This is a genomic window from Halobaculum halobium, assembly GCF_030127145.1.
In the GTDB taxonomy this organism is placed as follows: domain Archaea; phylum Halobacteriota; class Halobacteria; order Halobacteriales; family Haloferacaceae; genus Halobaculum; species Halobaculum halobium.
Genome location: NZ_CP126158.1, coordinates 2312362 through 2336417, shown reverse-complemented (window position 1 = coordinate 2336417; position 24056 = coordinate 2312362). Strand labels below are relative to the sequence as shown.

Sequence of the window (24056 nt, the reverse complement as noted above, 5' to 3'; positions counted from 1 at the left end):
ACGCCCGCGGCAACGGAGCTAACGACGATTGTACTCCCGATTACTCCAGTCAAATCTACTGTAGTCTACGGCCTCACAGTCAAGAGTATTTGCTTCTGTATTCGAACTGCTCGGGGGTCGAACCACCCCACGCGAAACGACTTTCACGCGATCCGGTGTTCCCCCACTATGGCTTACAGCTACGAGCCGCACTACTTCGAGGACTTCGAGGCCGGCCAGGAGTTCGTGAGCGTCGGGCGGACCGTCACCGAGTCGGATTTCGTGATGCACTCGGCGCTGACGGGCGACTGGACCGAACTACACACGAACGCCGAGTACGCCGAGGACAACGCCTTCGGCGAGCGCATCGCTCACGGCCCGATGACGTTCGTGCAGGCGACCGGGTTCGTGTATCGAACCGGCATCGTCGAGCGGACCGCGCTGGCGTTCCTCGGGATGAACTACATGGACCTCCCGAACCCCGTGTTCATCGGCGACACCATCTCGATGGAGATGGAGGTGACGGAGACGAAGGACGTGTCCAGCCGCGACGACGCCGGCCTCGTGGTCATCGACTGCGAGGTGACCAACCAGGACGACACCGTCGTCCTGCAGGGCGACATGAAGTTCCTCATCAAGACCCGCGCCGCGGCCGACGACCCGCACGCGTGAGCGGTGTAGGGTAGCGGGAGAAACCGCCCGCGGTAGCGGGACGAACCGCCCGTACCCGCGGGTATTTGTGCGGGGTCGTGCCAGGGTACAGCGATGGAAACAGCCGTCTCCGACCGGACGCCCCGGGAGATCGCACGGATAATCAAGACCGCCGTCTCGCCGCGTCCGATCGCGTGGATCAGCACCGTCGACGGGGACGGCGTCGACAACCTCGCACCGTTTAGCTCGTACAACTACGTCTCCTCTCGGGAACCAGTGGTGCTGTTCAACTCTCCGAACGACGCCAACGGCGGGCTCAAAGACACCCCGCGAAACGCGCTCGACATCGGCGAGTTCGCGGTGAACGTCGTCACCGAACCCCTGCTGGAGCGGATGGACCACAGCGCCGAGTCGCTGCCGCCGGAGGAAAGCGAGTTCGACGAGGTCGGCGTGACGCGCGCCGACTGTTGCCGCATCGACGTCCCGCGCGTCGCGGAGGCGGCCGTCACCATGGAGTGCACGCTGTACGACTCGATGGAGGTCCACGACCGGCTGATGGTCCTCGGGGAGGTGGAGTACGTCCACGTCGACGACGACACGCTCACCGACGGCCAGATCGACCAGCGGAAGCTCCCGACGGTGGGTCGCCTGGGCGGGCCGTACTACACCGTCTCGGACATCACGGAGTTCGAGCGGCAGTTCTGAGCCCGCGAAGGGTGTGGACGCTGGCGCCGGTGCTGACGCTCAGGCCGACCGAGCGTAGCGAACGCCCAGGTAGAAAGCGACGGCGGGGACCACGAACGTCGAGAGGATGCTCAGTGGGAGCAGGTACGCGGTCGCGGTCTCACCGATCGTTCCGACCGTCGGGAGCCACGTCGAGCCGGTCTCGACGTACCTGTTCAGCGTGACCTCGGCGAGAAACTCCAGGAGGAGCACGCCGACCACGACCGCGAGGAGGGCGAGCGGATACCGGATCCGTCCGGCGGGGTTCCGTAGGGACATCGCGTTCGGTAGTTGCAGCAGATCGTCATAAACCTCGGCCACGAAAGCACGCAGTGGCCGCCGCGTGCGCGCCCGCCGACTAGCCGAACCGCTCGAACGGCTCCCCGCAGGCGTTGCAGAAATGCATCGACCGGCACAACCCCGGCCCCTTTGGGTGCTCGCGCTCGGTGTCGGTCGATCCGCAGTACGGACACTCCGCGGGGTCGTCGTCCGCGTCCCTTCCGGCGACCCCGGCGGCGACGCTCGGATCCGGCGCATTCCGGCGCATCACACGCTCAACCCGAATTCGCGCAGGGCCTCGCGCCCCGCGTCGGTCACCATCGCGACGGTCCACTCGGGCGAGTACCGCAGGCGCACCTCCGCCGCCTCGACGCCCGGCGCGGTCGCTGCGGCGCAGCGCACGTCGTTCGTGATCATGTCGCGGGCGGGACAGCCGGTGTACGTGAGTGTCATCTCCACCTCGCAACGTCCGTCCCCGTCGACGGACACGTCGTATATCAGGCCGAGATCCACGACGCTGACGGGCATCTCCGGATCGTCGACCTCGAACAGCGCGTCCCACACGTCGGCCTCGACGCCCGTGGCGCCCGCGCCCGTCTTCGGGTACTCCTCGGGCGCCTCGCCGTCCTCGTAGGCGGTGTAGGCGCACGCCTCGGCGTCGGTGGCCGCGCCGTCGGGTGCGCCGGTCCCCGCGTCGCCCGGCGTGTCGGTCGGCATGTTCGTCGGCATCTACGCCTCCTCCCCGCGCAGGCGTGCGGGCGTCTCGAAGTCGACCTCGCGGTGGGTCGCGGTGAACGCCTCCTGCAGGTCGAACCACGCGTCGGTGTGAGTCCCGTCGCGGCCGCGGGCGTCCGGACGAGTGACCTCACCGGGTTCAGGCACGACGAGCCCGTACCCCTCCAGAGTCGGAATGACGGTGTCGAGCCACTCCTCGCGCATCGCCGTCAGCGACTCGCGACGGAAGCCGGCTGCCCGGATCGCGTCCTCGCGCTCGCCCGGATGGAACAGCGACAGCGCGTGGGGGAACAGGTCGTCGACGGCGGCCTGGAGGCGCTCGCGGGCGTCGTCGTCGCTCGCCAGGCGTTCGAGCCAGCTCACCGCGTGGTCGCGGTGATACTCCTCCTCGGCGAGCACCTTGCCCACGCGGTCCGCAAGGGGGGCGTAGCTGGTGTCGGTCAGCGCTTCGAGGCGGACGCGCTCGGCCGCGTCGTACAGGTAGGTTCGGACGACGGCGTCGCCCCAGCCGTCGTCGGCGAACGGGCGCTCGACGATCGTCGCGTGCGTCCAGTCGCCGGCGTCGCGCCGCCAGATGCACTCCTCCTCGGTGTATCCGAGTTCCTGCAGGAGGTCGTACCACAGGCGGGCGTGGCCGAACTCGTCTTGGGCGACGTTGGCGAGCGCGAGGTCCGATTCGATAGTCGGCGCGTATATCTGCCACTCGGTGAGACGTTCGGCGTGGACGAACTCGTCGTCTGCCAGTCGGAACAGGAGTTCCTCCAGCGCGAGCTGCTGCTCGGGGGTGAGAGAACCGCGGTCGAGCGACGCCGCGGCGGGCGGTTCGGACTCCGCTGCGGCGTCGTCGTCTGCGACCCGCTGTGCATCGCCCGAGATCGCGTCGCGCTCGGTCATCGCTCGCCCTCCGATTCGAGCTGCTCGCGGCGCGTTCTCGCCGCCTCGCGCTGTTCGGCCTCGCTGTCCTCGACCTCCTGGGCGAACGACGAGTCGATGTCGTTGTACGTCATCGCCCAGCGGTACGACTTGTCCGTGCGGCCGCCGAAGGCGGCGTCCTCGGCGTCGACCTCGCCGATCTCGGGCTGCGGCACCACCCACAGCGAGTTGGTCTGCATCCGGCGGGCGTGCTGGATCTGCGCGAACAGCTTCGCCATCTCGCGGTCGGGTGCGTGGACGTTGCCGACGTGGCGGTGGTAGTCGCCCGGCTTCTCCTGTCTGAACACTTCCCAGATCATAGTCAGTCGGCCGCCTGCGGCGTTCCCGCGGCGGTTCCTTCCCACGAGTCGAGGCTCTCGCGAACCCAGGCGACAGCCTCCTGTCGGCGAGCGCGCGAGCCGATCTGCTCGCGGCTCCCCTCGGAGTCGTTCTTCGCGATCGTCCAGAACTCGTCCCAGTCGAGGTCGGACTCCCGGACGGCCATCGTCCCGTCGTCGCGCTCGAAGATGCGGGGGTACTCCGGGATCTCCAGCCCGTACTTCTCCGCCTTGGGGACGTACATGTTGAGGAACGAGTTGCGGAGTTCGTCGTTCGAGGTCGTCTTCAGGCCGACCTCTTGGGCGAAGTCGTTGTGCGTGGACTCGTCGTTCGTCGGCCCGAAGAACTGGAGGATGCGGGGCCACCACTCCTCGAAGGTCTCCTGGGTGCGCTCTTGGGTCGCTTTCGATCCGCGCATCAGCTCCCGGAGGATCGACTCGCCGTGTTTCACGTGGAACCCCTCCTCGAAGCACACCTTGTCCATCGCGTGGGCGTACGGCGTCCAACTCGTCGACTTGAGCGTCGCCTGCCGGCGCATCGCGCCGCCGTCGACGAAGAAGTCGATCATCGGCGCCTCGTACCACGAGTCGACGGGGTAGTGGAAGCAGTTGAGGAACTTCCCCTCGCCGTTCTGCAACTCGTCGAGCATCTCGTCGCGCGTCTTCACGCCGAGCGTCTCGGCGGCGCGGTACAGCAGTTGCGCGTGCCCGATCTCGTCTTGCACCTTTGCGGTGTTCGCCAGCTTCCGGTCGAGCGACGGCGCGTGGCGAGTGAACTCCTTGTCGAGGTAGCCGCCCATGACCTCGCTGTTCGCGTGAAACTGGATCATCCGGGTCGCCGCCCGACGGTACTCCTCGGGCATGTCGTCGTTCGGGCCGAACTGCCGGGGGCCCGCCTGTTCTTTCACCGTCTCGATATCCATGATGATCGATCCTTCTCGTTAGACGGCTTACCGGTTCACCCGCACATATGCGTGTTTTATATGTGATCGCGATACGTACTCACACGGTGACCCGGGACGCCGAGGTGCGACGATGATCGCCGAGTGTCTCGTCGTGGAGGTACGCGTGAGCGGCGACGACTGTCCGCTCGCGGAGGCGACGGCGGCGACGCGGACGCCGGTGCGAGCGAAGCCGCCGCAGCTCCGCCGGGACGGGAACGTCCTGCTGCGCTTCGGCGCGCCCCGGGACGACGACCTCGCGGCCCACCTCGACGGTGACGACCGGGTCCGGTATCTCCACCGCTCGCGAGCGGGGGAGCGCGACACCTATCGCTGTCTCTCGAAACACCCGTGCGTCGTTCACGAACTGGTCTCCGCAGGGCTCCTCGTCGAGGACGTCGCCTACCGCGACGGCGACGCGACCGTGACCGGCGCCGTCGTCGGCCACGACGTGCTCCAGGGCGTAATGGCGACGGCCGGCGAGACCGTCGGTGTACGGCTAACGCGTACGTACCCGCTGCGCGAGGAGGCGGATCCCGTCGCCGGCAGGTTCGGGCTCACGCCGCCGCAGATCGAGGCGCTCCGTGCGGCGGTCGAGGCCGGCTACTTCGCGGTTCCGAGAGCGGCGACCTCGGCGGCGGTCGCCGACGAACTCGACCTCTCGAAGAGCGCGTTCCTCGAGCGACTCCGGCGCGCGGAGGCGACTCTGTACCGGGAACTGTTCGAGGAGTGACCACTCGGCGAACGTTCCGGGGAGGTCAGATCGCCCGCGGGCGGCGATGCGGTGAATCCTGCCGATTCTTGAATCGCTGTAAAGCGGCGTGTTCGGGGCTAAAACACGCGAATCGCGGTAGTTATACCCGCGCGACGGGAACCGACAGTGTGACGCGCACCGACGCCGATACAGCCGACTATCCCGTCTCGCTCTCGAGTCGCGCCTACCGGATCACCGTCGACGACGGGCGAGAGACGTTCGACGCGCTCGAGATCCGCGACGAACGTCGCCCCGAGGCGTACCTGATGTCCGACACCGTTCGCTCGCTCGACGCGATGCGGTGAGCCGCGACACCCTGGTCGACGGCACGCGAGCCGTCTCGCCCCCGGTTCGGCATCGACTCTCCACGCTTCTACGCCGCCTCGTCCAGTAGCCCCGCGAGCAGATCGCCCAGCCACGCGAACTCGTCGTCTGTCACCTCGTGGCCGACGCCGTCGGAGACGCGTTCGGTCACGTCGCCGCCAAGCGCCCGGAACACGGCCGCCGTCGCCGCGAGGCGCTCGACCGGCACGCGGCCGTCGTCAGCGCCGCCGGCGACCAACACCGGCGTGCCGTCGAGGGCGCTGTCCAACGTGCCGTCAGACCCGCCGTCCGTCCCCCTCGGTACGACTCCCGGTCGACGGTCGGGCCGAGCAACCCGCCGCTGAGCAGCGCGAGCGGATGTCGACCGCCGGTCGCGGCGGCGTACTCCGCGACGACGACCGCGCCCTGCGAGAACCCGGTGAGGACGACCCGCTGGGCCGGGAGATCGAGCACCTCACACGTTCGCTCCGAGACCGCCTCGAGGACCGCTAGTGCGGAGGAGACGTGCGGCTCGTTCCGTTCGCGCGGCTCGTCGGCCGCGTGGGGGAACCACCTACTCCGGGCCGCCTGCGGGGCGACGAACGCGACGCCGTGGCGGGCGACTGGTTCATAGAGGTTGATCGCGCCCTGCGCGGTCGCGCCGCGGCCATGGAGACACACGACCGCCGCGTCGGCCGCCCCGCGGGGAGCGCCCGCGGAGACGACGGGCTGGCCGGCGTGGGGACCCGGGAGGTCGTCGGGCAGCCTCCCTCCGGAGAACATCAGTTGTCAGCAGCCGCGGGCCCCGTCTTCGGCACGTCCAGCGGCGGGAGCTGTCCCTCGATCATCTCGCGGTCCTCCTCGGCCCACGGCGGGAGCACCAGCGACTCGCCGAACCGCGCGGCGTCCTCGTCGATCCCGAACCCCGGTCCGTCCGTCGACAGTTCGATCAGGATCCCGCCCGGCTCGCGGACGTAGATCGCCTTGTAGTAGTACCTGTCGCGGATCCGGGACACCTCGACGTCGCGCTCGCGGAAGAGGTCGTGCCACTCGCGCAACTCCGCCTCGTCGGCGACGCGGAACGCGACGTGATGAATGCTTCCAGTCCCTTCCCGTGCGAACGCGGCGTCCCGGTCCAGCAGGTCGACGACCGTCGAGTGATCGCCGCCGGCGCGGTAGCGGACGCGGTCATCTTCCTCTCCGACGAGATCGAGCCCGAGCGTGTCGAGGACGCTCGCGGTCGCGAACGGGTTCGTCGGTAGCGCGGTCACGCCGTGGATGCCGCGGATCGCGGCGTGCGCAGGTACCGGCCCATCGGCCCACGGGTCGACAGCCTGATCGGCGGCGACGAGTTCGAGCCGAGTCCCCGAGGGGTCCGCGAATCGGAGCGCCGATTCGTCGAAGCGATCGACGCGCTCGACGTCGGCGCCGCGCTCGTCAAGTCGGTCGGCCCAGTAGTCGAGCGAGCCCGCCGGAACCGCGAACGACGCCGCGGTGATCTGCGGGCGCCCGCGGCGCCCCGGCGGCTCGTTCGGGTACGGAAAACAGGTGTAGACGGTCCCCAACTCGCCCGAACCGTTCCCGTAGTACAGGTGATAGCGAAGCACGTCCTCGTGGTTGACTGTCCGTTTCACGAGCCGGAGCCCGAGCGTCTCGACGTAGAAGTCGAGATTGGTCTGGGCGTCGCCGACCATCGACGTGACGTGGTGGATACCGGCTGTGTCGGTGAGCATTCGACACCGGCCATTCGCGGGCCGGCGTGTTAGCCCTCGCGGCGTCGGCGACGCGGATTCCGGTGGGCCGACCGCGGCTGACGCGGCGAGCGAAAGAATCAATCACCTCTCCTGCGTGTGTGTAACCATGGATCATGACGACGTCGATCAAGGGCCCCCCTCCAGCCACTGTGCGGTCTCCCCCGCCCACACGGCTGATCGACGCCGGCACGTCCGCTTCGGACGCCACCCGACAGACAGTCGTCGATCACCCGACGTCGGCACCCCTAACGGGGGAGCGCTCCAGTGAATCCCGATCCCGCCGAATCGGTCTCCGTCACTCACGACCCCGAAACCGGAAGGTACACCGCGACGTTCGATCCCGACGCGCTCGACGTGAGCATCGCCGTCGTCGAGGCGACCGCGGCGATCCGCAGTGAGGACCCCATGCGACACGCGCCGCTGTTCGAGGTGGTCGACCCCGACGCGCTCGACCAGCTCTGTCGTCGGAGCGGCGACGCCAACACGCTCGTGGAGTTCACCTACCTCGACCACCGGATCCACGTCCAGGCCGACGGGCGAATCGCCGTGGTTCCGTTGTCGGGGGACTGACCGACACCGCATCTCCGAAGTCCCGTGAACACCAGCCGGTGCCACACCCTCACCGTTCCTCGGCGTCCGAGCCGCGGTCGTCTCCGTTACAGTCGAACCCGGCGCTCTCAGGGTCGATGTCGGCCACGAATCGCATCGTCGTGAGGTTCCCGGCGAGCCCGAGGACCGCGCCGACCGGAACGCCCACCGCAAGGCCGATGACCGGAACCGAGACCACGAACGCCGAGAGCGGGGGAGAGACGACGGCGACCGCGCCGACGAACCCGACGGCGTACGAGAGATACGCACCGCCCTCGGTCGCGAGGGCGTACGACGCTCGCAGGGCCGAGACCAGGTCAGTGTCTCTCAGGACGAGGAGATACGGCGTGGCGTAGAAGAGGTACGCGGCGACCACGACGACCGGAACGACGAGCACCAGCACGGCGATACCGACCCCGGCGGGCGCTCCCGAGAGAAGGATGAGCGGCGAGAGCGCCGCGACCGGGGCCACGGAGAACGCGAGAAACGGCGCGAAATAGCGGCGCACGTTCGCGGCGAACCGGTACGGCTCTCCCGCGGGCGCGTTGGCGAGGGCCCCGAAGTAGCCCGCCGACAGCGCGCTCGTGAGGACGATCCCGGTGACGGCGAACGCGAGAACCGACGGGTCCGCGATATCGCCCGGCGAGAGCCCCGCCGAGACGGCGCCGCCGGCGTTCGGGATGGAGACGAAGCTCCACACCGAGAGTACAGAAACCGGGAGCGTGAACCGGACGCCGACGTGGACGCCGTCGAACGCGAGGACGGCTCCGATCTTGTTCGCGTCCGCCAGCGCCAGCGCTATCGGAACAAGCGCGAGCGGGAGGTGTGCGATCGCGTCGTCGACTCCCTTCGAGAGGCGCGTCGTGATGGAGGGCACACGGCGAGCGTGCTCGATCTGAGGCGATAGTCCTTGCGGCAGCCAGCGCCGTCACCCCGCCTGAAGCACGTCGCAGTCCTCACTCAGCCACGACGAGCACGCGGGTGTTTCCCCGCCTGTCGGCGTATTGCCCGTCAGCGGGCGGCTTGATCGAGACGGTGAGGGTGCCCTGTTCGCGATTCGGGCCGAGCGTCGGCTCGACGGTCACCGTCGCCGTCCCGTTCGTTCCGGTTCGGGCGGTCGCGACGCCGTCGAGTCGAGCCGTGTCGCCCGACACGACGACCGTCGCGCCGGAGACAGGCTGGCCCTCCGGATCGACGACGGTGAGTGCGAGGTCCTGCTCGCCGGGTGTCGTGACCTCCGGGGACGGGCGGACGTCGAGCTCCGAGACGGCCAGCCCCTCCACGCCGCTGACCATGTTCAACATCACGCTGAGGCAGGCGACCCCGACGACGAGCGCGATGACAAGTCTGACTGGGAGCCCTTCGATGGCGCGCTCGTCGCGACGAAGCTCCGCGAACCGTCGGCGCTCCGTCGCCGCGACCGACCGAACGTGGCGGCGAACGGCGTCGGAGATCGAACGAGCGGAGCCGACGGGTTCGGCGTCCGGACGCAACCGCGGGCTGTCGGGAGACATACATCCCGGTGCCCTCGGGTTCGTATTTGAACGTTCGCGCGAGGGTTTATCGCCGGTACCGTGGGCACGCTCGCCGTGCACGTGATCGGCACCGAAGAAGACAGACCGAGACACGCGGCGGCGTTCGACGAGCCGCCTCCCTCGTCGCCAGCGCGAGACGAGGGCGGGCCGGTCGCCCCGCTCGGGCGGTTCCGCGCGCCCGACGACAGCCTCGGCGCCCGCGTGGCGGTCGACGTCGACAGCCCGCACGCGGCGCTCGTGGTCGGGAAACGCGGCGCCGGAAAGACGCACACCCTCGCGGTGCTCGCAGAGGGCGTGGCCGCTGCTGACGGGCTCGTACCCGTGGTCGTCGATCCGATGGGAGTGCTGGGCGGGCTCGCGGCCGACGGCGGCACGGTCCACCGACGACCGCGAATCCGCCCAGACGCCGTTCCACCGGCGTCCTGGCCCGCGCTGCTGGACCTGGATCCGGCGGGCGCGGTCGGCTCGCTCGTGTGGCGCGCGGTCGCCGAGGCGCCGACGCCCTCAATCACCGGCGCGCGCGAGTACGTCGCCGACGCCGACGCGGGGCGGGCGACGCGCCGAGCCGCTGACGCCCACCTCGAACTCGCCGCCGAGTGGGACGCGTTCGACCCCAACGGACTCACCCCGGCGGCGCTCGCGTCGGGCGAGCCGACGGTGCTCGACTGCTCCGGGCTCCCGTCGGCCGCCGCGAGCGCGGTGTGTGCGGCCGCCGCGCGGGGCTCTACGACGCCCGCGTTCGGCGGGCGATCGACCGGCTCCCGTGGCTGTTCATCGACGAGGCCCACGCCTTCTTCGACGGAGTCGCCGGCGCCGCGCTGGCGACGATTCTCACCCGGGGGCGCTCCCCGGGCGTCTCGCTCGCGTGTGCGACCCAGCGACCCGCGGCGCTGCCGGCGGTCGCCGTCTCGCAGGCGGATCTGCTGGTGGCGCATCGACTGCACAGCCGCGCGGATATCGACGCCCTCGGAGCGGCCAGGCCGGTCGCACTCGAGGGAGACCTCGCCGGGCGGCTCCCAACGAGCGTGGGAGAGGCGCTCGTCGTCGACGATGCGAGCGAGACCGCGACCACGGTTCGCGTACGGGAGCGTCGGACCCCGGACGGCGGTGCCAGCCCGCGCGTGAGCGATCGTGACCGGGTCGAGGACCACGAGTGAACGAGTGAAGCGTTATCCGCGACGCCCGACAAGCGGAGGCATGGACGTGATTCGGTCGTGAGCGCCGACGGGAGGTCGATCCGTGAGAAGCTCGTCGCCGGCGCGGTCGAGAAGCCCGTGCTCGGCGTCTTCGTCGTGTTGATGCTGCTGATGGCGGCCGGATTTCTCGTCGCGTTCCTGCTGTTCGTCATCTGAGCGAAGCCGGTGGGAGCCAATCGGGTACGGGAGTTCCGAAACTACTCGCGTCCTTGCGCGTGCCGCCGCGCCTTCTCGCGGTCGGGCGACACCTCGCGCGAGTCGATCGCTTCGCTCGCCGTCGTTGCCTCGTCAGAAGCGTCGGGAGCGGGAGTAGAACGGCGGCCACTTCACCTTTTGTTCGCGTCGCTCGCCGAGTCAGATTCCGCCGTACACCGTCACGAACACTGCTCACCGGTCGCTCGGCTTCTCGTTCGCGTTGCGTCCGATAGAAGCGCCCGGAGCGGGATTTGAACCCGCGTCACGACCGTGACAGGGTCGTATGATGGGCCACTACACCATCCGGGCGTGCGTCGCGTCGGCGGGTTTCCACCTCGCCTCTGCGCATCCATTCCTTTCCCGGGTACATAATTAAGACTTCTCATCCGATCGCGCTGTGTCCCGCGATACCGTGCGCCGTAACGTTCATATTGGCGGGCACGGATCGGTGGGCTGTGCAAGCGGTGTGGTGACCAGCGACCGGTCCCCGACTCGTTTGGCAAGGGTTATGTGGACGGATAGTCTAGACCGCCGTAGTATCTCGTGAAGACTTCTCCCCAGCAAACACGGCCGCGCGCGACCACGAACTTCACCAAGCCATGGTAAACGTAAGCGAACACGAACTCGTACCCGACCACACGCTCCTCGAAGACGACGGCGAGATCGAGGAGATGCTCGAGGAGTACAACATCAAACGGACCGATCTCCCCAAGATCAAGCGGACAGACCCCGCCGTGCCTGACGAGGCCGAAACGGGCGACGTGATCCGCGTCGAACGGGACTCGCGAACGACCGACACGGCGGTCGTCTACCGACTGGTGGTAGAATGAACAGAGAGGCACGCCGCTCCGTCTCCCGAGAGTACTTCTCCCAAGAGCGACTCGCGGAGCACCACTTCCGCTCGTTCAACAACTTCCTCGACCGCGGCATGCAGCGCGTGGTCGACGAGAAGGAGACGATCGAGACGGACATCGGCGACAAGGAGGGCCAAGAGCCCGTCTACGTCGAACTCGGCGACGTGCGGATGACGACGCCGCGCGTCCGCGAGGCCGACGGCTCCGAGGAACTGCTGTACCCGCAGGAGGCCCGCCTGCGGAACATCACCTACGCCGCCCCGGTCTTCATGGAGATGAAGATCATCCGCGGCGGCGAAGACGAGCCGGAGACGGTCGTCGACCAGACCGAGACGAAGGTCGGCCGGATGCCGATCATGGTCGGCTCCAACAAGTGCAACATCTCCGGATTCTCCGACGAGGAACTCATCGAGATCGGCGAGGACCCCGTCGACCCCGGCGGCTACTTCATCGTCAACGGCTCCGAGCGCGTGCTCATGACCAGCGAGGACCTCGCGCCCAACAAGATCCTCGCCGAGTACGACTCGAAGTACGGCGACGAGATTCAGGTCGCCAAGACGTTCTCCCAGCGGCGCGGGTACCGCGCGCTCGTTCTGTGTGAGCGCAACCGCGAGGGGCTGCTCGAAGTGAGCTTCCCCTCGGTGTCCGGCTCCGTCAACTTCGTCACGCTCGTGCGTGCGCTCGGACTGGAGTCCGACGAGGAGATCGTCCACCGCGTCTCCGACGACCCGGAGATTGTCAAGTTCATGCTGGAGAACCTGGAGGAAGCCGACGTGCAAACCGAGGAGGGGGCCATCGAGACTCTCGGCGAGCGCGTCGCCTCCGGCCAGGGGAAGAACTACCAGCTCAAGCGGGCGAACTACGTCATCGACCGCTATCTCCTGCCGCACCTCCACGAGGAGGGCGTCGAGGAGGAGGACGTTCGCATCAACAAGGCGTACTACCTCTGTCGGATGGCCGAGGCGTGCTTCGAGCTCGCGCTCAACCGCCGCGAATCCGACGACAAGGACCACTACGCCAACAAGCGCCTCAAGGTCTCGGGCGACCTGATGACGGACCTGTTCCGGACGGCGCTGAACAAGCTCGCGCGCGACGTGAAGTATCAGCTCGAACGCGCCAACATGCGCAACCGCCAGCTCACCGTCAACACGGTGGTCCGCTCGGACGTGCTGACCGAACGCCTGGAACACCCCATCGCGACGGGGAACTGGGTGGGCGGCCGCTCGGGCGTCTCCCAGCTGGTCGATCGGACGGACTACATGGGCGTCCTGTCGCACCTCCGCCGTCTACGCTCGCCGCTGTCGCGCTCGCAGCCGCACTTCGAGGCGCGCGACCTGCACGCGACCCAGTGGGGTCGCATCTGTCCCTCCGAGACGCCGGAGGGACCGAACTGCGGCCTGGTGAAGAACTTCGCGCAGGCGATGGAGCTCTCCCAGAACATCGAGGACGAACAGGGACTGAAGCGAGAACTCGCGTCCATGGGTGTCGAGGGTATCCCCGGCATCGAGGGCGTTGACCGCGCATCCGCGGACGACTAACACATGGCAAGCCAACAACGAGAAGCGAAAGTCTACGTCAACGGGAGCCTGGTGGGGACCCACCCGGACCCCACCCAGCTCGCGTCACAGATCCGGGAGGCGCGCCGCCGCGGCGACGTCTCCGACATGGTGAACGTCTCGGTGAAGGACCGGACGAACGAGGTCATCGTCAACGCAGACGCCGGGCGCGCCCGGCGCCCGCTCATCGTCGTGGAGAACGGGGAGCCGCTCCTCGACGACGAGACGATCGAGGCGCTGGAGAACGACGAGATCGAGTTCGAGGACCTCGTCGACCACGGCATCGTCGAGTTCATCGACGCCGAGGAGGAGGAGGACATCTACGTCGCCACCGACGAGGAGGACGTGAACTCGCGGACGACGCACCTGGAGATCGACCCGCAGCTCATCTTCGGAATCGGCGCGGGGATGATCCCGTACCCCGAGCACAACGCCTCGCCGCGCATTACGATGGGCGCGGGAATGATGAAGCAGTCCCTCGGGCTGCCGTCGGCTAACTACCGTATCCGACCGGACACCCGCCAGCACCTCCTGCACTACCCGCAGCTGTCGATGGTCAAGACGCAGACCACCGAGCAGATCGGGTTCGACGAGCGACCGGCCGCGCAGAACTTCGTCGTCGCGGTCATGTCCTACGAGGGGTTCAACATCGAGGACGCGCTCGTCATGAACAAGGGGAGCGTCGACCGCGCGATGCAGCGCTCGCACTTCTTCCGCACCTACGAGGGCGAGGAGCGCCGCTACCCCGGCGGCCAGGAGGACCGCTTCGAGGTCCCCTCCCAAGACGTGCGCGGCGCCCGCGGCGAGGACGCGTACACCCACCTCGACGAGGATGGCCTCGTCAACCCCGAGACGAAGGTCGACGAGAACTCCGTCCTGCTCGGGAAGACGTCGCCGCCGCGGTTCTTAGAGGAGCCCGACGACATGGGGGGACTCTCCCCGCAGAAGCGGCGTGAAACCAGCGTCACGATGCGCTCGGGCGAGTCGGGCGTCGTCGACACGGTCACGCTGATGGAGGGCGAGGACGGCTCGAAGCTCTCGAAGGTCTCGGTGCGCGACGAGCGGATCCCCGAGCTCGGGGACAAGTTCGCGTCCCGCCACGGCCAGAAGGGCGTCGTGGGCCACCTCGCCCCGCAGGAGGACATGCCGTTCACCGAGGACGGGCTCGTTCCCGACCTCGTGATGAACCCGCACGCGCTCCCGTCGCGCATGACGGTGGGCCACGTGCTGGAGATGCTCGGCGGCAAGGTCGGCTCGCTGGAGGGCCGCCGCGTCGACGGGACGGCGTTCCAGGGCGAGGGCGAGGAGGCGCTGCGCTCGTCGCTGGAGGAGCACGGGTACAAGTCCTCCGGGAAGGAGGTCATGTACTCGGGCGTCACCGGCGAGAAGATCGAGGCGGAGATCTTCGTCGGGACGATCTTCTACCACAAGCTGTACCACATGGTGAGCAACAAGCTGCACGCCCGCTCGCGCGGGCCGGTGCAGGTGCTCACCCGCCAGCCGACCGAGGGCCGCGCCCGCGAGGGTGGCCTCCGCGTCGGCGAGATGGAGCGCGAGGTGCTCATCGGGCACGGCGCCGCGATGGCGCTGAACGAACGGCTGCTCGACGCCTCCGACAAGGAGACGGTGTACATCTCCGAGGAGACGGGGATGGTGGCCGTCGAGGACGTCGAGCAGCGTCGGATCTACGACCCAATCACGGGCGACGAGGACGACATCCACGAGATGGACATCAGCTACGCGTTCAAGCTGCTGCTCGACGAAATGAAGGCGCTCGGCATTCGACCGACCCTCGAACTTGAGGACGCAGTCTAACTATGGCAGGCCAGACACCCAAAGAGATCGGCGGCATCAACTTCGGGCTGATGGACCCGGAGACGTATCGGGACATGTCCGCGACGAAGGTCATCACCGCGGACACCTACGACGACGACGGCTACCCCATCGACATGGGGCTGATGGACCCGCGGCTCGGCGTCATCGACCCCGGACTGGAGTGCCGCACCTGCGGCAAGCACTCCGGGTCGTGTAACGGCCACTTCGGCCACATCGAACTGGCCGCACCCGTCATCCACGTCGGCTTCACGAAGCTCATCCGTCGGCTGCTGCGCTCGACGTGCCGCAACTGCGGCCGGCTCGCGCTCACCGCCGAGGAGAAAGAGGAGTACAAGGAGAAGTTGGTCCGCACGAAGGACCTCGGCGGCGACCCCACCGACGTGCTGAAGTCGGCGGTTCGGCAGGCCCGCAAGGCCAACAACTGCCCGCACTGCGGCGAGCCGCAGGCGGACATCAAACACGAGAAGCCGACCACCTACTACGAGGTCCAAGACGTCCTCTCGGGCGACTACTCCGAGCTCATCACGCGCGCGATGCAGCCGGACGAGCCCGAAGACGAGGAGGAGGAGGCCGACGAGGCCGAGGCCATGTCTCCGATGGATCTCGCCGACGAGACGGGCATCGCGCTCGACCGGATCAACGAGATCCTCTCGGGCGAGTTCCGCCCGCGAAAGGAGGACCGCAAGGCGCTGGAGAAGGCCCTCGGAATCGATCTCACGATCGAGGACATGAATAAGCTGATGCCGAGCGACATCCGCGACTGGTTCGAGGACATCCCGGACGAGGACCTCGAACCCCTCGGCATCCACCCCCAGAAATCCCGGCCGGAGTGGATGATCCTGACCGTGCTGCCGGTCCCGCCGGTCACGACCCGCCCCTCGATCACGCTGGACAACGGGCAGCGCTCGGAGGACGACTTGACCCACAAGCTGGTCGACATCATCCGGATCAACCAGCGGTTCATGGAGAACCGCGAGGCGGGCGCCCCGCAGCTCATCATCGAGGACCTGTGGGAGCTGCTCCAGTACCACGTCACCACGTTCGTGGACAACGAAATCTCCGGAACGCCGCCCGCGCGACACCGCTCGGGCCGCCCGCTGAAGACGCTCTCTCAGCGCCTCAAGGGCAAGGAGGGTCGCTTCCGCGGCTCCCTGTCCGGGAAGCGCGTGAACTTCTCCGCGCGGACCGTCATCAGTCCCGATCCCACCCTCTCGCTGAACGAGGTCGGCGTCCCCGAACGGGTCGCCGAGGAGATGACGCAGGTCATGAACGTCGCCGAGCGCAACATCGACCGCGCCCGGCAGTACGTCCGCAACGGCCCCGAGGCGCACCCCGGCGCCAACTACGTCAAGCGGCCCGACGGCCGCCGGCTGAAGGTGACCGAGAAGAACTGCGAGGAGCTCGCCGAGAAGGTCGAGCCCGGCTGGGAGGTGAACCGTCACCTCGTCGACGGCGACGTCGTGATCTTCAACCGACAGCCCTCGCTGCACCGGATGTCGATCATGGCCCACGAGGTCGTGGTCATGCCGTACAAGACGTTCCGGCTCAACACCGTCGTCTGTCCGCCGTACAACGCCGACTTCGACGGCGACGAGATGAACATGCACGCGCTCCAGAACGAGGAGGCCCGCGCGGAGGCGCGGGTCCTCATGCGCGTGCAAGAGCAGATACTCTCGCCGCGCTTCGGCGAGAACATCATCGGGGCCATCCAGGACCACATCTCTGGGACGTACCTGCTGACCCACGAGAACCCCGAGTTCACGGAGACGCAGGCGCTGGACCTCCTGCGCGCGACCTCGGTCGACGAGCTGCCCGACCCCGACGGCACGAACGACGCCGGTCAGGAGATATGGACCGGACAGACCGTCTTCTCGGAGCTGCTCCCCGACGACCTGAACCTGGAGTTCACCTCCTCGACAGGCGACGATGTCGTCATCGAGAACGGCCAGCTCATCGAGGGAACGATCGACGAGGACGCCGTCGGCGCGTTCGGCGGTGAGGTCGTCGACACGCTCACGAAGGTGTACTCCGAGACGCGTGCCCGCGTGTTCATCAACGAGGTGGCGTCGCTGGCGATGCGCGCCATCATGCACTTCGGATTCTCGCTCGGCATCGACGACGAGTCGATCCCGCCGCAGGCGACCGAGCAGGTCGACGAGGCGATCGACTCGGCGTACGAGCGGGTCCAGGAGCTCATCGAGACGTACGAGCGCGGCGACCTGGAGAGCCTGCCCGGGCGGACGATCGACGAGACGCTGGAGATGAAGATCATGCAGACGCTCGGCAAGGCTCGCGACTCCGCCGGTGAGATCGCCGAGGACCACTTCGCCGACGACAACCCCGCCGTCATCATGGCGCGCTCCGGCGCGCGTGGGTCGATGCTGAACCTGACCCAGATGACCGGCTGCGTCGGCCAGCAGGCGGTTCGCGGCGAGCGAATCAACCGCGGCTACGAGGACCGCACGCTCGCCCACTACGAGCCCGACGACCTCTCGGCGGAGGCACACGGGTTCGTGGAGAACTCCTACCGCTCGGGGCTGACGCCCGAGGAGTTCTTCTTCCACGCGATGGGCGGCCGCGAGGGACTGGTCGACACTGCGGTCCGGACCTCGAAGTCCGGGTACCTGCAGCGTCGCCTGATCAACGCGCTGTCGGAACTGGAGACGCAGTACGACGGCACGGTGCGGGACACCTCCGGCACCATCGTCCAGTTCGAGTTCGGCGAGGACGGCACCTCGCCCGTGAAGGTGTCTTCCAACGAGGACAGCCCCATCGACATCCCGCAGATCACCGACCGCATCGTCGACGCCGAGTTCGGCTCCGAAGAGGAGAAAGAGCGCTTCCTCGGCCGTCGCGAGGCGCCGACCAACCTCTCGGAGTACGCCGGGCCCGGCCTTGACAAGGCGGGCGGCGTGGGGGTGAGCGATGACTGACGGCGGATCGGTCGACCGCTTCATCGACGCCCACGAAGAGGTCACCGAGGACATCGCGCTGGTCGTTGAGGACACCGAGTTGCCGCGGCGACTGAAAGACGACATCTACGAGAACATCGACGGGCGCGGCGGCGTGACGGCCGAGCAGGCCAACGAGATCGCGCAGGCCGCCGAGTCGCGGTACCTCGACACGCGCGTCGACCCGCTCGACCCCGTGGGGACCGTCTCCGCGCAGAGTATCGGCGAGCCCGGGACGCAGATGACGATGAACACGTTCCACTACGCGGGCGTCGCGGAGATGGACGTGACCCAGGGCCTCCCCCGGCTCATCGAGCTGGTGGACGCCCGGAAGACGCCGGACACGCCGATCATGGTCGTCCACCTCGACGACGAGCACGCGACCGACCGCGAGAAGGCGCACGAGGTCGTCTGGCAGCTGGAGGCGACGAAGATCCTCGCGCTGGGCGACGTGTCGACGAACGTCGCGGACATGGTCGTGCGCATCGACCTCAACGAGGAGACGTTACTCGAACGGTGGCCCACCCACGAGGACTCGACCGAGGTCGCCGGCATCGTCGCTGACATCATCGAGGACTCCCTCGGTGTCACCGCGCGCCACTCGGGGACGACGATCGAGTTCGGCCCCGACGAGCCGAGCTACCGCGATCTGCTCCAGCTCGTCGAGGAACTGCGGGACATCGTCTTCAAGGGGATCGAGGAGGTCTCCCGCGTCGTCATCCGCAAGGAGGAGATGGACGACGGCGAGGACGAGTACGTGCTCTACACCGAGGGGTCGGCGTTCGCCGACGCCCTGGAGATCGAGGGCGTCGACGCCTCGCGCACGACGTGTAACAACATCCACGAGATCTACCGAACGCTCGGCGTCGAGGCCGCCCGCGAAACCATCATCAACGAGACGATGGAGACGCTCGAAGAGCAGGGGCTCGACGACGTGAACATCCGCCACCTGATGCTCGTCTCGGACATCATGACGAACCGCGGCACCGTCGAGTCGATCGGCCGCCACGGTATCTCCGGGTCGAAGGACTCCGTGCTCGCGCGCGCGGCGTTCGAGGTGACGGTGAACCACCTGCTCGACGCCGCGATCCACGGCGAGGCCGACGACCTCAACGGCGTCATCGAGAACGTCATCGTCGGGAAGCCGGTGGCGATCGGCACCGGCGACGTCGACCTCCGGATGGGGTCGGCGCCCGAGCCGAAGTCGGCCGACGACTGACGGTGCGCGTCGAGATCACGGACGAGGCGCGCCGGTACATCGGCACGTTCGACGAACTCGTCGGCGTCGCGCCGGTGGACTGCCTCGTGTTCGAGGACGGTGATCGGCTCGTCTTCCTCATCCCCGCGGGCGAGATGGCCGAGGCGGTCGGCCCCGGCGGGAAGACGGTCGAGCGCGTTGAGGATCGATTCGACGCCTCGGTCGAACTGGTCGAGGACGCCGACACGCCGGAGGCGTTCGTCGCGAACGCGCTCGCGCCGGCGGCGGTGCGCGGCGTGACGGTGAGTCGACAGAACGACGTCGTCGCGTACGTCGAAGTCGTCGAGGCCGACCGCGGGGTCGCCATCGGCGGAGACGGGCGCAACATCCGGGTGGCGCGCACCCTCGCGAAGCGCCACTTCAACATCGACGACGTGCAGTTGGCCTGAGTCCGTCCGCGACCGGAGGGCGCTCACCCCGCCCTGTGGTCACTCACCGCGGTATCCGAATATACCGCACGCTCTTGTCGAATCCGCCCGTGTAGCGGCACATGTCTCGAACGCTCGTCTCGGTCGTGATCGCCGCGGTCTCCGTCCCCGACGGACTGGTCGCGTCCAGCGACGCGCTCACGGACGTGGTCGTGTTCGCGGTCGTGACGCTGTCGGTGTACCTCGTCGGACGAGCGACAGCGCTTCCGATCGCGGTCCGGGCGGTCCGGTCGCGCAACCGCAACAACCCGACGATCCAGTCGGCGACAGAGACGTACTTGGCGGTGCTGCTCGCCGGCGTGGCGACGGTACTCGGTATCCTCGCCGCGGGGTACGGGTCGGTGTTCACCGAGTCCGCGCTGCTCATCGCGGCGCTCACGTTCGCGGTCGGGACCGCCGGCCGCGACGTGCTTGGATCGCTCGTCAGCGGACTGTTTCTCGTCGCCGACCCTGACTTCAACGTGGGCGATTGGATCCAGTGGCCCGGCGGCGAGGGCGTCGTCGAAGCCGTCGACTTCCGGGTGACCCGGATCCGGACGGTCGACTACGAGACGCTCACGGTCCCGAACACCGAGCTGACGAGCAACACGATCACGAGACCCTACGGCCGCGATCGGTTCAGAATCACAGAGACGGTCCATCTCGCGTACGACGACGACATCGCCCGGGCACGCGATCTGATCGTCAAGGCCGCCGCGGCCGAACCGCGAACCCTCCCCGACCCGTCGCCGGCGGCGCGCGTGGCCGATCTGGGGGAGGGAACCGTCGCGCTACGTGCGGAGTTCCTCGTTCGCGAGCCGGCGGACGGCGACCTCATCGGGATCCGATCGCGGTTTCGCGCCCGGGTGATCGACGCCTTCGAGGAGGCCGGTATCACGCTCGGCCCCGCAAGCGGCCGGGCGTTGTCGGGACGCCTCGACGTGACGGTCGGAGCGGACGCGGATCGACCGGGGCCTCCGGAGTGAGCGGTCCCGGTGCAGCGGCACAGTCGGCGGCTGCGCATCGAGCCGTCCGGCGACGCAGCGCACGGACAGCGACGCCCGGAGAGCGACCGATCCGCGTCGAAACCGGCGCTGCGCCCGCGAGAGGATCCGCCTAACGGTCTCAGCTTCCACGAGAGGTACCGCTAATCGCCTCTCCGTCCGTCTCGGTGCGATCGAAAGGGAACCCTTAGGTAGCTCCGCTGAAAACGGAGGTGTACGATGGCTAACGGCAAATACGCCGCGCGGAAGCTCAAGAAGGACCGCCAGAAGCGACGGTGGTCCGACTCGGAGTACGCGCGACGCGAGCGCGGTCTGTCGGAGAAGTCCGATCCCCTCGAGGGCGCCCCGCAGGGTCGCGGGATCGTCCTGGAGAAGGTCGGTATCGAGGCGAAGCAGCCCAACTCGGCGATCCGGAAGTGCGTCCGGGTCCAGCTCATCAAGAACGGGAAGCAGGTCACGGCGTTCTGTCCCGGCGACGGCGCCATCTCGTTCATCGACGAGCACGACGAGGTCACCATCGCGGGTATCGGTGGCGCGAAGGGTCGCGCCATGGGTGACCTCTCCGGCGTCAACTACAAGGTCGAGAAGGTGAACGGCGTGTCGATGATCGAACTGGTCCGCGGCAACGCGGAGAAGCCCGTCCGATAATGAGCGAGTCAGAGCAAGACGCCGACGTCGACGCCGAGGCACCGGACCCGGACGCGCCCGCCGACTCCGAGCAGGCCGTCGAGAACGCCCTGCTGTTCGGCGAGTGGGACGTCTCGGAGATCGAGTACTCCGACCCGTCCACGCGGAAGTACATGAACGTGACTCCCATCGCCCACACGATGGGTCGCCACGCGTCCAAGCAGTTCCAGAAGTCGGAGATCTCGCTCGTCGAGCGGCTCGTCAACCGCCTGATGCAGACCGACGAGAACACCGGGAAGAAGCAGCAGGCCCAGCGTATCGTCCGCGACGCCTTCGACACCGTCCACGCCCGCACCGAGGACAACCCGGTGCAGGTGCTCGTCGAGGCCGTCGAGAACGCCGCCCCCCGCGAGGAGACCGTCCGCCTGAAGTACGGCGGCATCTCCGTCCCGAAGGCCGTCGACGTCGCGCCCCAGCGCCGCGTCGACCAGTCGCTGAAGTTCATCGCCCAGGGGGTTCAGGGCGCCAGCTACAAGACGACGACCAGCGCCGCCGACGCGCTCGCGGACCAGCTCATCGGCGCCGCCCGTTACGACGTCCAGACGTACTCCATCTCCCAGAAAGAAGAGACCGAGCGCGTCGCCGCCGCCGCCCGCTGACCGCGCCAGCGACGGCAGACTCGCGGTCCTTCTGCCGCAGTTCTTCGCGTTCGCCTTTCCGTTCTCGCCAGCGACGCCGCCTGCCGTTCCGCAGGTGCGATTCTGCGCTCCAGCCCAGCCGGGAGGCGTGCTCAGTTCCTGACGACGCCGGCGCCGTCGAGGGACCGAATCGCCCTGATGAGCGGCCGGATCCGGTCGAACGCGAGGCCCGGCGAGACGACGTCGGCGTCGCGGTTCCAGTCGATGAGGTTCGAGTCGGCGAGCTTCGGGAGGTGAACGTGCCTGAGCTGAACCGACAGCGTGACCGGGTCCTCGTTCGGGTTGACGATGTCTTCAGGGACCGACAGGCCTCCCTCCGACGGGGAGCTGCCTGCCAGTTCGAGGAGGAGTCGCCGGCGGCGTTCATCGGCAAGGAGCGCTAACCACGTATCGTACGTCTCAGGCGACACGCGAGGGGCCTCGGACATGATGCTACTCCTATAGTGATATTACTTTGTCGTTTCGACGGTTCCGATGGTGGGCAAAGCCGGTGACGCGACCGAGCCCACCGGCCGGACGCGCGCTACTGACCGTACCCCTCGAACTGTTCGATCGCGGTGTCGAGTTCGGCCTCGGGGAGCTCCGTCGGATCGCCGACGGCGGACGACTGGAGGTACAGCCGCGAGAGGTCCTCGACGTGGGTGGTGTGCTCCAGGGCGGTCTCGATGTCGTCGGCGGTGACGACGAGCCCGTGGTTCTCGATGAACGACGCCGTCGCGTTCGCCTCCTCCATGGCGGCGACGACGTTCGCGGCGAGTTCCTCGGTGCCGTAGGGGGCGTACTCGGCGACAGGGACCCGCTTCCCGACCGCGACGATCATGTAGTGGATCGGCGGGAGCTCCCGGTGAAGCACCGCCATCGTCGTCGCCCACGGCGAGTGGGTGTGGACGATTGCGCCGGGACCGTCGCCCTCGACGGCGTCGCCGGCGCCGAATCCCCGGTAGATGTGCCGGTGCATCGGCACCTCGCTGGAGGGCTTCATTCGACCGGCGACGCGCTCCCCGTCGAGGTTGACCACGGGGACGTCCTCGGTATCGAACGCGTCGTATGCGACGCCGGTGGGCGTGACGGCGAAGCGGCCGCCGTCGCGGACGCTGAGGTTCCCGGTCCGTCCGGGCGTGAGCCGCGCGAGTTCCGGGGCATACTCGACCACGGCATCGCGCGCCTCGCGTAGCACTGTGGGGTCGGTGTCGTCGCTCACAGCGCCACCTCCGTCACCGCCGCCAGCGAGTCGAGTCGATGGTCGGGCGTCCGGAGGTCGTTCGGGTCGTCCGGAGACCCGGCGCCCTCGTGCCGCTCGGGCCCGTTGAACAGCGCCGTCTCCATGTCGAGCGCGTTGCCGCCCTCGATGTCGTTGACGGGGGAATTACCGACGACGAGCGCCTCGGAGGGCGCGCGGTCGAGCCGCGCCAGCGCCGCGGTAAACACAGGCGCGGCCGGCTTCTCGCGGCCGACCTCCTCGCTGGTGACGAGCGCGTCGAGGTGCTCGTCTGCGCCGAGGCGGGCGAGCTTGCGGAGTTGGACGCGCGTCGTGAGGTTCGTCACGATCGCCACGTCGACGCCGGCGTCCCGGAGCGCGGCGAGCGTGTCGAGGGCGCCGTCGAACGCTGCCATCTCGTCGAGGTAAGCGTCCCAGTAGGCGTCGCCGAGGGCGCGCGCGAGGTCGGCGTCGAACGCCCCCGGCAGGTCGGCGGCCAGCCGCGCGTAGTAGATGTGGCGGTTGTGGCTGCTCGCGGTCTCGCCGACCTCGCGTTTCGTCCCGCGGCGGGCGCGGCCGCGTCGCGCCTCGAACGCCTCGGCGTCGAGGTCGCCGCCGCGGTCGCGGTACGTCTCGTAGGCGGCGCGCTTGCCCGCCTCGTTACACGGGTCGTACGGGTAGAGGGTGTCGTCCAGATCGAACAACACCGCGTCGACAGCCATGGCGAGCGCTCCGTCCGCCCGCCGCATAGGTGTTCGGTCGCTCGGGCGGATCGACGCGGCCC

At 68.2% G+C, this 24056-nt stretch carries 28 protein-coding genes, 1 tRNA gene and 1 pseudogene; 16 read left to right on the top strand and 14 right to left on the bottom strand.

Features of this window, described 5'->3' with window-relative positions:
• Positions 1-168: 168 nt before the first annotated feature.
• Both P0Y41_RS12195 and P0Y41_RS12190 read left to right on the top strand, forming a co-directional pair.
• Positions 169-651, top strand: a complete 483-nt coding sequence (locus P0Y41_RS12195; protein ID WP_284061596.1) for a MaoC family dehydratase — start codon at positions 169-171, stop codon at positions 649-651.
• Positions 652-744: 93 nt separating this feature from the next.
• Positions 745-1335: a flavin reductase family protein gene (locus P0Y41_RS12190; RefSeq protein ID WP_284061595.1), complete on the top strand. Its 591-nt coding sequence runs from the start codon at positions 745-747 to the stop codon at positions 1333-1335.
• Between the two features lie 39 nt (positions 1336-1374).
• Here the strand turns inward: P0Y41_RS12190 and P0Y41_RS12185 are convergent, their stop codons facing one another.
• From P0Y41_RS12185 to P0Y41_RS12160, 6 genes are all read right to left on the bottom strand, one after another.
• Entirely contained in the window at positions 1375-1632 is a 258-nt protein-coding gene (locus P0Y41_RS12185) for a hypothetical protein (protein WP_284061594.1), read from the bottom strand.
• Between the two features lie 79 nt (positions 1633-1711).
• Entirely contained in the window at positions 1712-1900 is a 189-nt protein-coding gene (gene paaE, locus P0Y41_RS12180) for a 1,2-phenylacetyl-CoA epoxidase subunit PaaE (protein ID WP_284061593.1), read from the bottom strand.
• Positions 1900-2349, bottom strand: a complete 450-nt coding sequence (paaD, locus tag P0Y41_RS12175) for a 1,2-phenylacetyl-CoA epoxidase subunit PaaD (protein WP_284063414.1) — start codon at positions 2347-2349, stop codon at positions 1900-1902. Before paaD ends, paaE begins: the two co-directional genes overlap by 1 nt.
• Positions 2350-2361: 12 nt before the next feature.
• Positions 2362-3261 carry a 1,2-phenylacetyl-CoA epoxidase subunit PaaC gene (gene paaC, locus P0Y41_RS12170; protein WP_284061592.1) on the bottom strand — a complete coding sequence of 300 codons (900 nt, stop codon included), beginning with the start codon at positions 3259-3261 and terminating at the stop codon, positions 2362-2364.
• Entirely contained in the window at positions 3258-3599 is a 342-nt protein-coding gene (paaB, locus tag P0Y41_RS12165; RefSeq protein ID WP_284061591.1) for a 1,2-phenylacetyl-CoA epoxidase subunit PaaB, read from the bottom strand. The genes paaC and paaB overlap by 4 nt, the downstream gene beginning before the upstream one ends.
• Positions 3600-3601: 2 nt before the next feature.
• Positions 3602-4540 carry a Phenylacetic acid catabolic protein gene (locus tag P0Y41_RS12160; protein WP_284061590.1) on the bottom strand — a complete coding sequence of 313 codons (939 nt, stop codon included), beginning with the start codon at positions 4538-4540 and terminating at the stop codon, positions 3602-3604.
• Positions 4541-4652: 112 nt separating this feature from the next.
• Here P0Y41_RS12160 and P0Y41_RS12155 point away from each other — a divergent pair, with 112 nt between their 5' ends.
• Both P0Y41_RS12155 and P0Y41_RS12150 read left to right on the top strand, forming a co-directional pair.
• Entirely contained in the window at positions 4653-5291 is a 639-nt protein-coding gene (locus P0Y41_RS12155; RefSeq protein WP_284061589.1) for a helix-turn-helix domain-containing protein, read from the top strand.
• 149 nt (positions 5292-5440) lie between these two features.
• Positions 5441-5617 (top strand): hypothetical protein, encoded by a 177-nt coding sequence (locus P0Y41_RS12150; protein WP_284061588.1) that lies wholly within the window; start codon positions 5441-5443, stop codon positions 5615-5617.
• Between the two features lie 166 nt (positions 5618-5783).
• On the opposite strand, the gene P0Y41_RS12145 is transcribed toward P0Y41_RS12150, so the two are convergent.
• Together P0Y41_RS12145 and P0Y41_RS12140 are read right to left on the bottom strand one after the other, a co-directional pair.
• Positions 5784-6398, bottom strand: a complete 615-nt coding sequence (locus P0Y41_RS12145; RefSeq protein ID WP_284061587.1) for an alpha/beta hydrolase — start codon at positions 6396-6398, stop codon at positions 5784-5786.
• On the bottom strand, positions 6398-7348 hold the full coding sequence (locus tag P0Y41_RS12140; RefSeq protein WP_284061586.1) for a ring-cleaving dioxygenase: 951 nt from the start codon (positions 7346-7348) through the stop codon (positions 6398-6400). Before P0Y41_RS12140 ends, P0Y41_RS12145 begins: the two co-directional genes overlap by 1 nt.
• Positions 7349-7633: 285 nt before the next feature.
• Here P0Y41_RS12140 and P0Y41_RS12135 point away from each other — a divergent pair, with 285 nt between their 5' ends.
• Positions 7634-7939, top strand: coding sequence for a HalOD1 output domain-containing protein (locus P0Y41_RS12135; RefSeq protein ID WP_284061585.1), 306 nt, complete (start codon positions 7634-7636; stop codon positions 7937-7939).
• 49 nt (positions 7940-7988) lie between these two features.
• Here P0Y41_RS12135 and P0Y41_RS12130 read toward each other — a convergent pair whose 3' ends face one another.
• Both P0Y41_RS12130 and P0Y41_RS12125 read right to left on the bottom strand, forming a co-directional pair.
• Positions 7989-8834 carry a hypothetical protein gene (locus P0Y41_RS12130; RefSeq protein ID WP_284061584.1) on the bottom strand — a complete coding sequence of 282 codons (846 nt, stop codon included), beginning with the start codon at positions 8832-8834 and terminating at the stop codon, positions 7989-7991.
• Positions 8835-8913: 79 nt separating this feature from the next.
• Positions 8914-9324 (bottom strand): DUF7382 domain-containing protein, encoded by a 411-nt coding sequence (locus P0Y41_RS12125; RefSeq protein ID WP_284063413.1) that lies wholly within the window; start codon positions 9322-9324, stop codon positions 8914-8916.
• Between the two features lie 228 nt (positions 9325-9552).
• Between P0Y41_RS12125 and P0Y41_RS12120 the strand changes: the two are divergent.
• Positions 9553-10649, top strand: a pseudogene (locus tag P0Y41_RS12120) (ATP-binding protein).
• 57 nt (positions 10650-10706) lie between these two features.
• Positions 10707-10844 carry a hypothetical protein gene (locus P0Y41_RS12115; RefSeq protein ID WP_284061583.1) on the top strand — a complete coding sequence of 46 codons (138 nt, stop codon included), beginning with the start codon at positions 10707-10709 and terminating at the stop codon, positions 10842-10844.
• A gap of 275 nt (positions 10845-11119) precedes the next feature.
• On the opposite strand, the gene P0Y41_RS12110 is transcribed toward P0Y41_RS12115, so the two are convergent.
• Positions 11120-11192, bottom strand: a tRNA-Asp gene (locus P0Y41_RS12110).
• Positions 11193-11482: 290 nt separating this feature from the next.
• On the opposite strand from P0Y41_RS12110, the gene P0Y41_RS12105 reads away from it, so the two are divergent.
• The 9 genes from P0Y41_RS12105 (at position 11483) to P0Y41_RS12065 (ending at position 22035) form a co-directional block, all read left to right on the top strand.
• A complete protein-coding gene (locus tag P0Y41_RS12105; protein WP_284061582.1) occupies positions 11483-11713 on the top strand; it encodes a DNA-directed RNA polymerase subunit H in 231 nt (76 codons plus the stop codon).
• On the top strand, positions 11710-13275 hold the full coding sequence (locus tag P0Y41_RS12100; protein ID WP_284061581.1) for a DNA-directed RNA polymerase subunit B'': 1566 nt from the start codon (positions 11710-11712) through the stop codon (positions 13273-13275). The genes P0Y41_RS12105 and P0Y41_RS12100 overlap by 4 nt, the downstream gene beginning before the upstream one ends.
• A gap of 3 nt (positions 13276-13278) precedes the next feature.
• Complete coding sequence (rpoB, locus tag P0Y41_RS12095) at positions 13279-15108, top strand: DNA-directed RNA polymerase subunit B (protein ID WP_284061580.1); 1830 nt, start codon at positions 13279-13281, stop codon at positions 15106-15108.
• 2 nt (positions 15109-15110) lie between these two features.
• Positions 15111-18062, top strand: coding sequence for a DNA-directed RNA polymerase subunit A' (locus P0Y41_RS12090; RefSeq protein ID WP_284061579.1), 2952 nt, complete (start codon positions 15111-15113; stop codon positions 18060-18062).
• Positions 18055-19299: a DNA-directed RNA polymerase subunit A'' gene (rpoA2, locus tag P0Y41_RS12085; RefSeq protein WP_284061578.1), complete on the top strand. Its 1245-nt coding sequence runs from the start codon at positions 18055-18057 to the stop codon at positions 19297-19299. Before P0Y41_RS12090 ends, rpoA2 begins: the two co-directional genes overlap by 8 nt.
• A gap of 2 nt (positions 19300-19301) precedes the next feature.
• Positions 19302-19727: a NusA-like transcription termination signal-binding factor gene (locus P0Y41_RS12080; protein WP_284061577.1), complete on the top strand. Its 426-nt coding sequence runs from the start codon at positions 19302-19304 to the stop codon at positions 19725-19727.
• A 101-nt stretch (positions 19728-19828) separates the two neighbouring features.
• The gene (locus P0Y41_RS12075) at positions 19829-20731 is read left to right on the top strand and encodes a mechanosensitive ion channel family protein (protein WP_284061576.1); all 903 of its coding nucleotides are present in this window, start codon (positions 19829-19831) and stop codon (positions 20729-20731) included.
• Positions 20732-20968: 237 nt separating this feature from the next.
• The gene (locus tag P0Y41_RS12070) at positions 20969-21397 is read left to right on the top strand and encodes a 30S ribosomal protein S12 (RefSeq protein WP_073306653.1); all 429 of its coding nucleotides are present in this window, start codon (positions 20969-20971) and stop codon (positions 21395-21397) included.
• Positions 21397-22035 carry a 30S ribosomal protein S7 gene (locus P0Y41_RS12065; RefSeq protein WP_284061575.1) on the top strand — a complete coding sequence of 213 codons (639 nt, stop codon included), beginning with the start codon at positions 21397-21399 and terminating at the stop codon, positions 22033-22035. Before P0Y41_RS12070 ends, P0Y41_RS12065 begins: the two co-directional genes overlap by 1 nt.
• Positions 22036-22166: 131 nt before the next feature.
• On the opposite strand, the gene P0Y41_RS12060 is transcribed toward P0Y41_RS12065, so the two are convergent.
• The 3 genes from P0Y41_RS12060 to P0Y41_RS12050 all read right to left on the bottom strand — a co-directional run bounded on the left by P0Y41_RS12060 (position 22167) and on the right by P0Y41_RS12050 (position 23994).
• On the bottom strand, positions 22167-22502 hold the full coding sequence (locus tag P0Y41_RS12060; protein WP_284061574.1) for a hypothetical protein: 336 nt from the start codon (positions 22500-22502) through the stop codon (positions 22167-22169).
• Positions 22503-22597: 95 nt separating this feature from the next.
• A complete protein-coding gene (locus P0Y41_RS12055) occupies positions 22598-23275 on the bottom strand; it encodes a ribulose-1-phosphate aldolase (protein WP_284061573.1) in 678 nt (225 codons plus the stop codon).
• Positions 23272-23994: a ribulose-1,5-bisphosphate 5-phosphatase gene (locus P0Y41_RS12050; protein WP_284061572.1), complete on the bottom strand. Its 723-nt coding sequence runs from the start codon at positions 23992-23994 to the stop codon at positions 23272-23274. Before P0Y41_RS12050 ends, P0Y41_RS12055 begins: the two co-directional genes overlap by 4 nt.
• Positions 23995-24056: the final 62 nt, after the last annotated feature.

Coding starts and splice junctions, on each gene's coding strand:
- P0Y41_RS12185 (WP_284061594.1), bottom strand. CDS start 1,632: ATGTCCCTACGGAACCCCGCCGGACGGATCCGGTATCCGCTCGCCCTC.
- rpoB (WP_284061580.1), top strand. CDS start 13,279: ATGGCAAGCCAACAACGAGAAGCGAAAGTCTACGTCAACGGGAGCCTG.
- P0Y41_RS12155 (WP_284061589.1), top strand. CDS start 4,653: ATGATCGCCGAGTGTCTCGTCGTGGAGGTACGCGTGAGCGGCGACGAC.
- paaC (WP_284061592.1), bottom strand. CDS start 3,261: ATGACCGAGCGCGACGCGATCTCGGGCGATGCACAGCGGGTCGCAGAC.
- P0Y41_RS12140 (WP_284061586.1), bottom strand. CDS start 7,348: ATGCTCACCGACACAGCCGGTATCCACCACGTCACGTCGATGGTCGGC.
- paaE (WP_284061593.1), bottom strand. CDS start 1,900: ATGCGCCGGAATGCGCCGGATCCGAGCGTCGCCGCCGGGGTCGCCGGA.
- rpoA2 (WP_284061578.1), top strand. CDS start 18,055: ATGACTGACGGCGGATCGGTCGACCGCTTCATCGACGCCCACGAAGAG.
- P0Y41_RS12070 (WP_073306653.1), top strand. CDS start 20,969: ATGGCTAACGGCAAATACGCCGCGCGGAAGCTCAAGAAGGACCGCCAG.
- P0Y41_RS12075 (WP_284061576.1), top strand. CDS start 19,829: ATGTCTCGAACGCTCGTCTCGGTCGTGATCGCCGCGGTCTCCGTCCCC.
- P0Y41_RS12190 (WP_284061595.1), top strand. CDS start 745: ATGGAAACAGCCGTCTCCGACCGGACGCCCCGGGAGATCGCACGGATA.
- P0Y41_RS12100 (WP_284061581.1), top strand. CDS start 11,710: ATGAACAGAGAGGCACGCCGCTCCGTCTCCCGAGAGTACTTCTCCCAA.
- P0Y41_RS12160 (WP_284061590.1), bottom strand. CDS start 4,540: ATGGATATCGAGACGGTGAAAGAACAGGCGGGCCCCCGGCAGTTCGGC.
- P0Y41_RS12145 (WP_284061587.1), bottom strand. CDS start 6,398: ATGTTCTCCGGAGGGAGGCTGCCCGACGACCTCCCGGGTCCCCACGCC.
- paaD (WP_284063414.1), bottom strand. CDS start 2,349: ATGCCGACCGACACGCCGGGCGACGCGGGGACCGGCGCACCCGACGGC.
- P0Y41_RS12195 (WP_284061596.1), top strand. CDS start 169: ATGGCTTACAGCTACGAGCCGCACTACTTCGAGGACTTCGAGGCCGGC.
- P0Y41_RS12060 (WP_284061574.1), bottom strand. CDS start 22,502: ATGTCCGAGGCCCCTCGCGTGTCGCCTGAGACGTACGATACGTGGTTA.
- P0Y41_RS12090 (WP_284061579.1), top strand. CDS start 15,111: ATGGCAGGCCAGACACCCAAAGAGATCGGCGGCATCAACTTCGGGCTG.
- P0Y41_RS12105 (WP_284061582.1), top strand. CDS start 11,483: ATGGTAAACGTAAGCGAACACGAACTCGTACCCGACCACACGCTCCTC.
- P0Y41_RS12065 (WP_284061575.1), top strand. CDS start 21,397: ATGAGCGAGTCAGAGCAAGACGCCGACGTCGACGCCGAGGCACCGGAC.
- P0Y41_RS12050 (WP_284061572.1), bottom strand. CDS start 23,994: ATGGCTGTCGACGCGGTGTTGTTCGATCTGGACGACACCCTCTACCCG.
- paaB (WP_284061591.1), bottom strand. CDS start 3,599: ATGATCTGGGAAGTGTTCAGACAGGAGAAGCCGGGCGACTACCACCGC.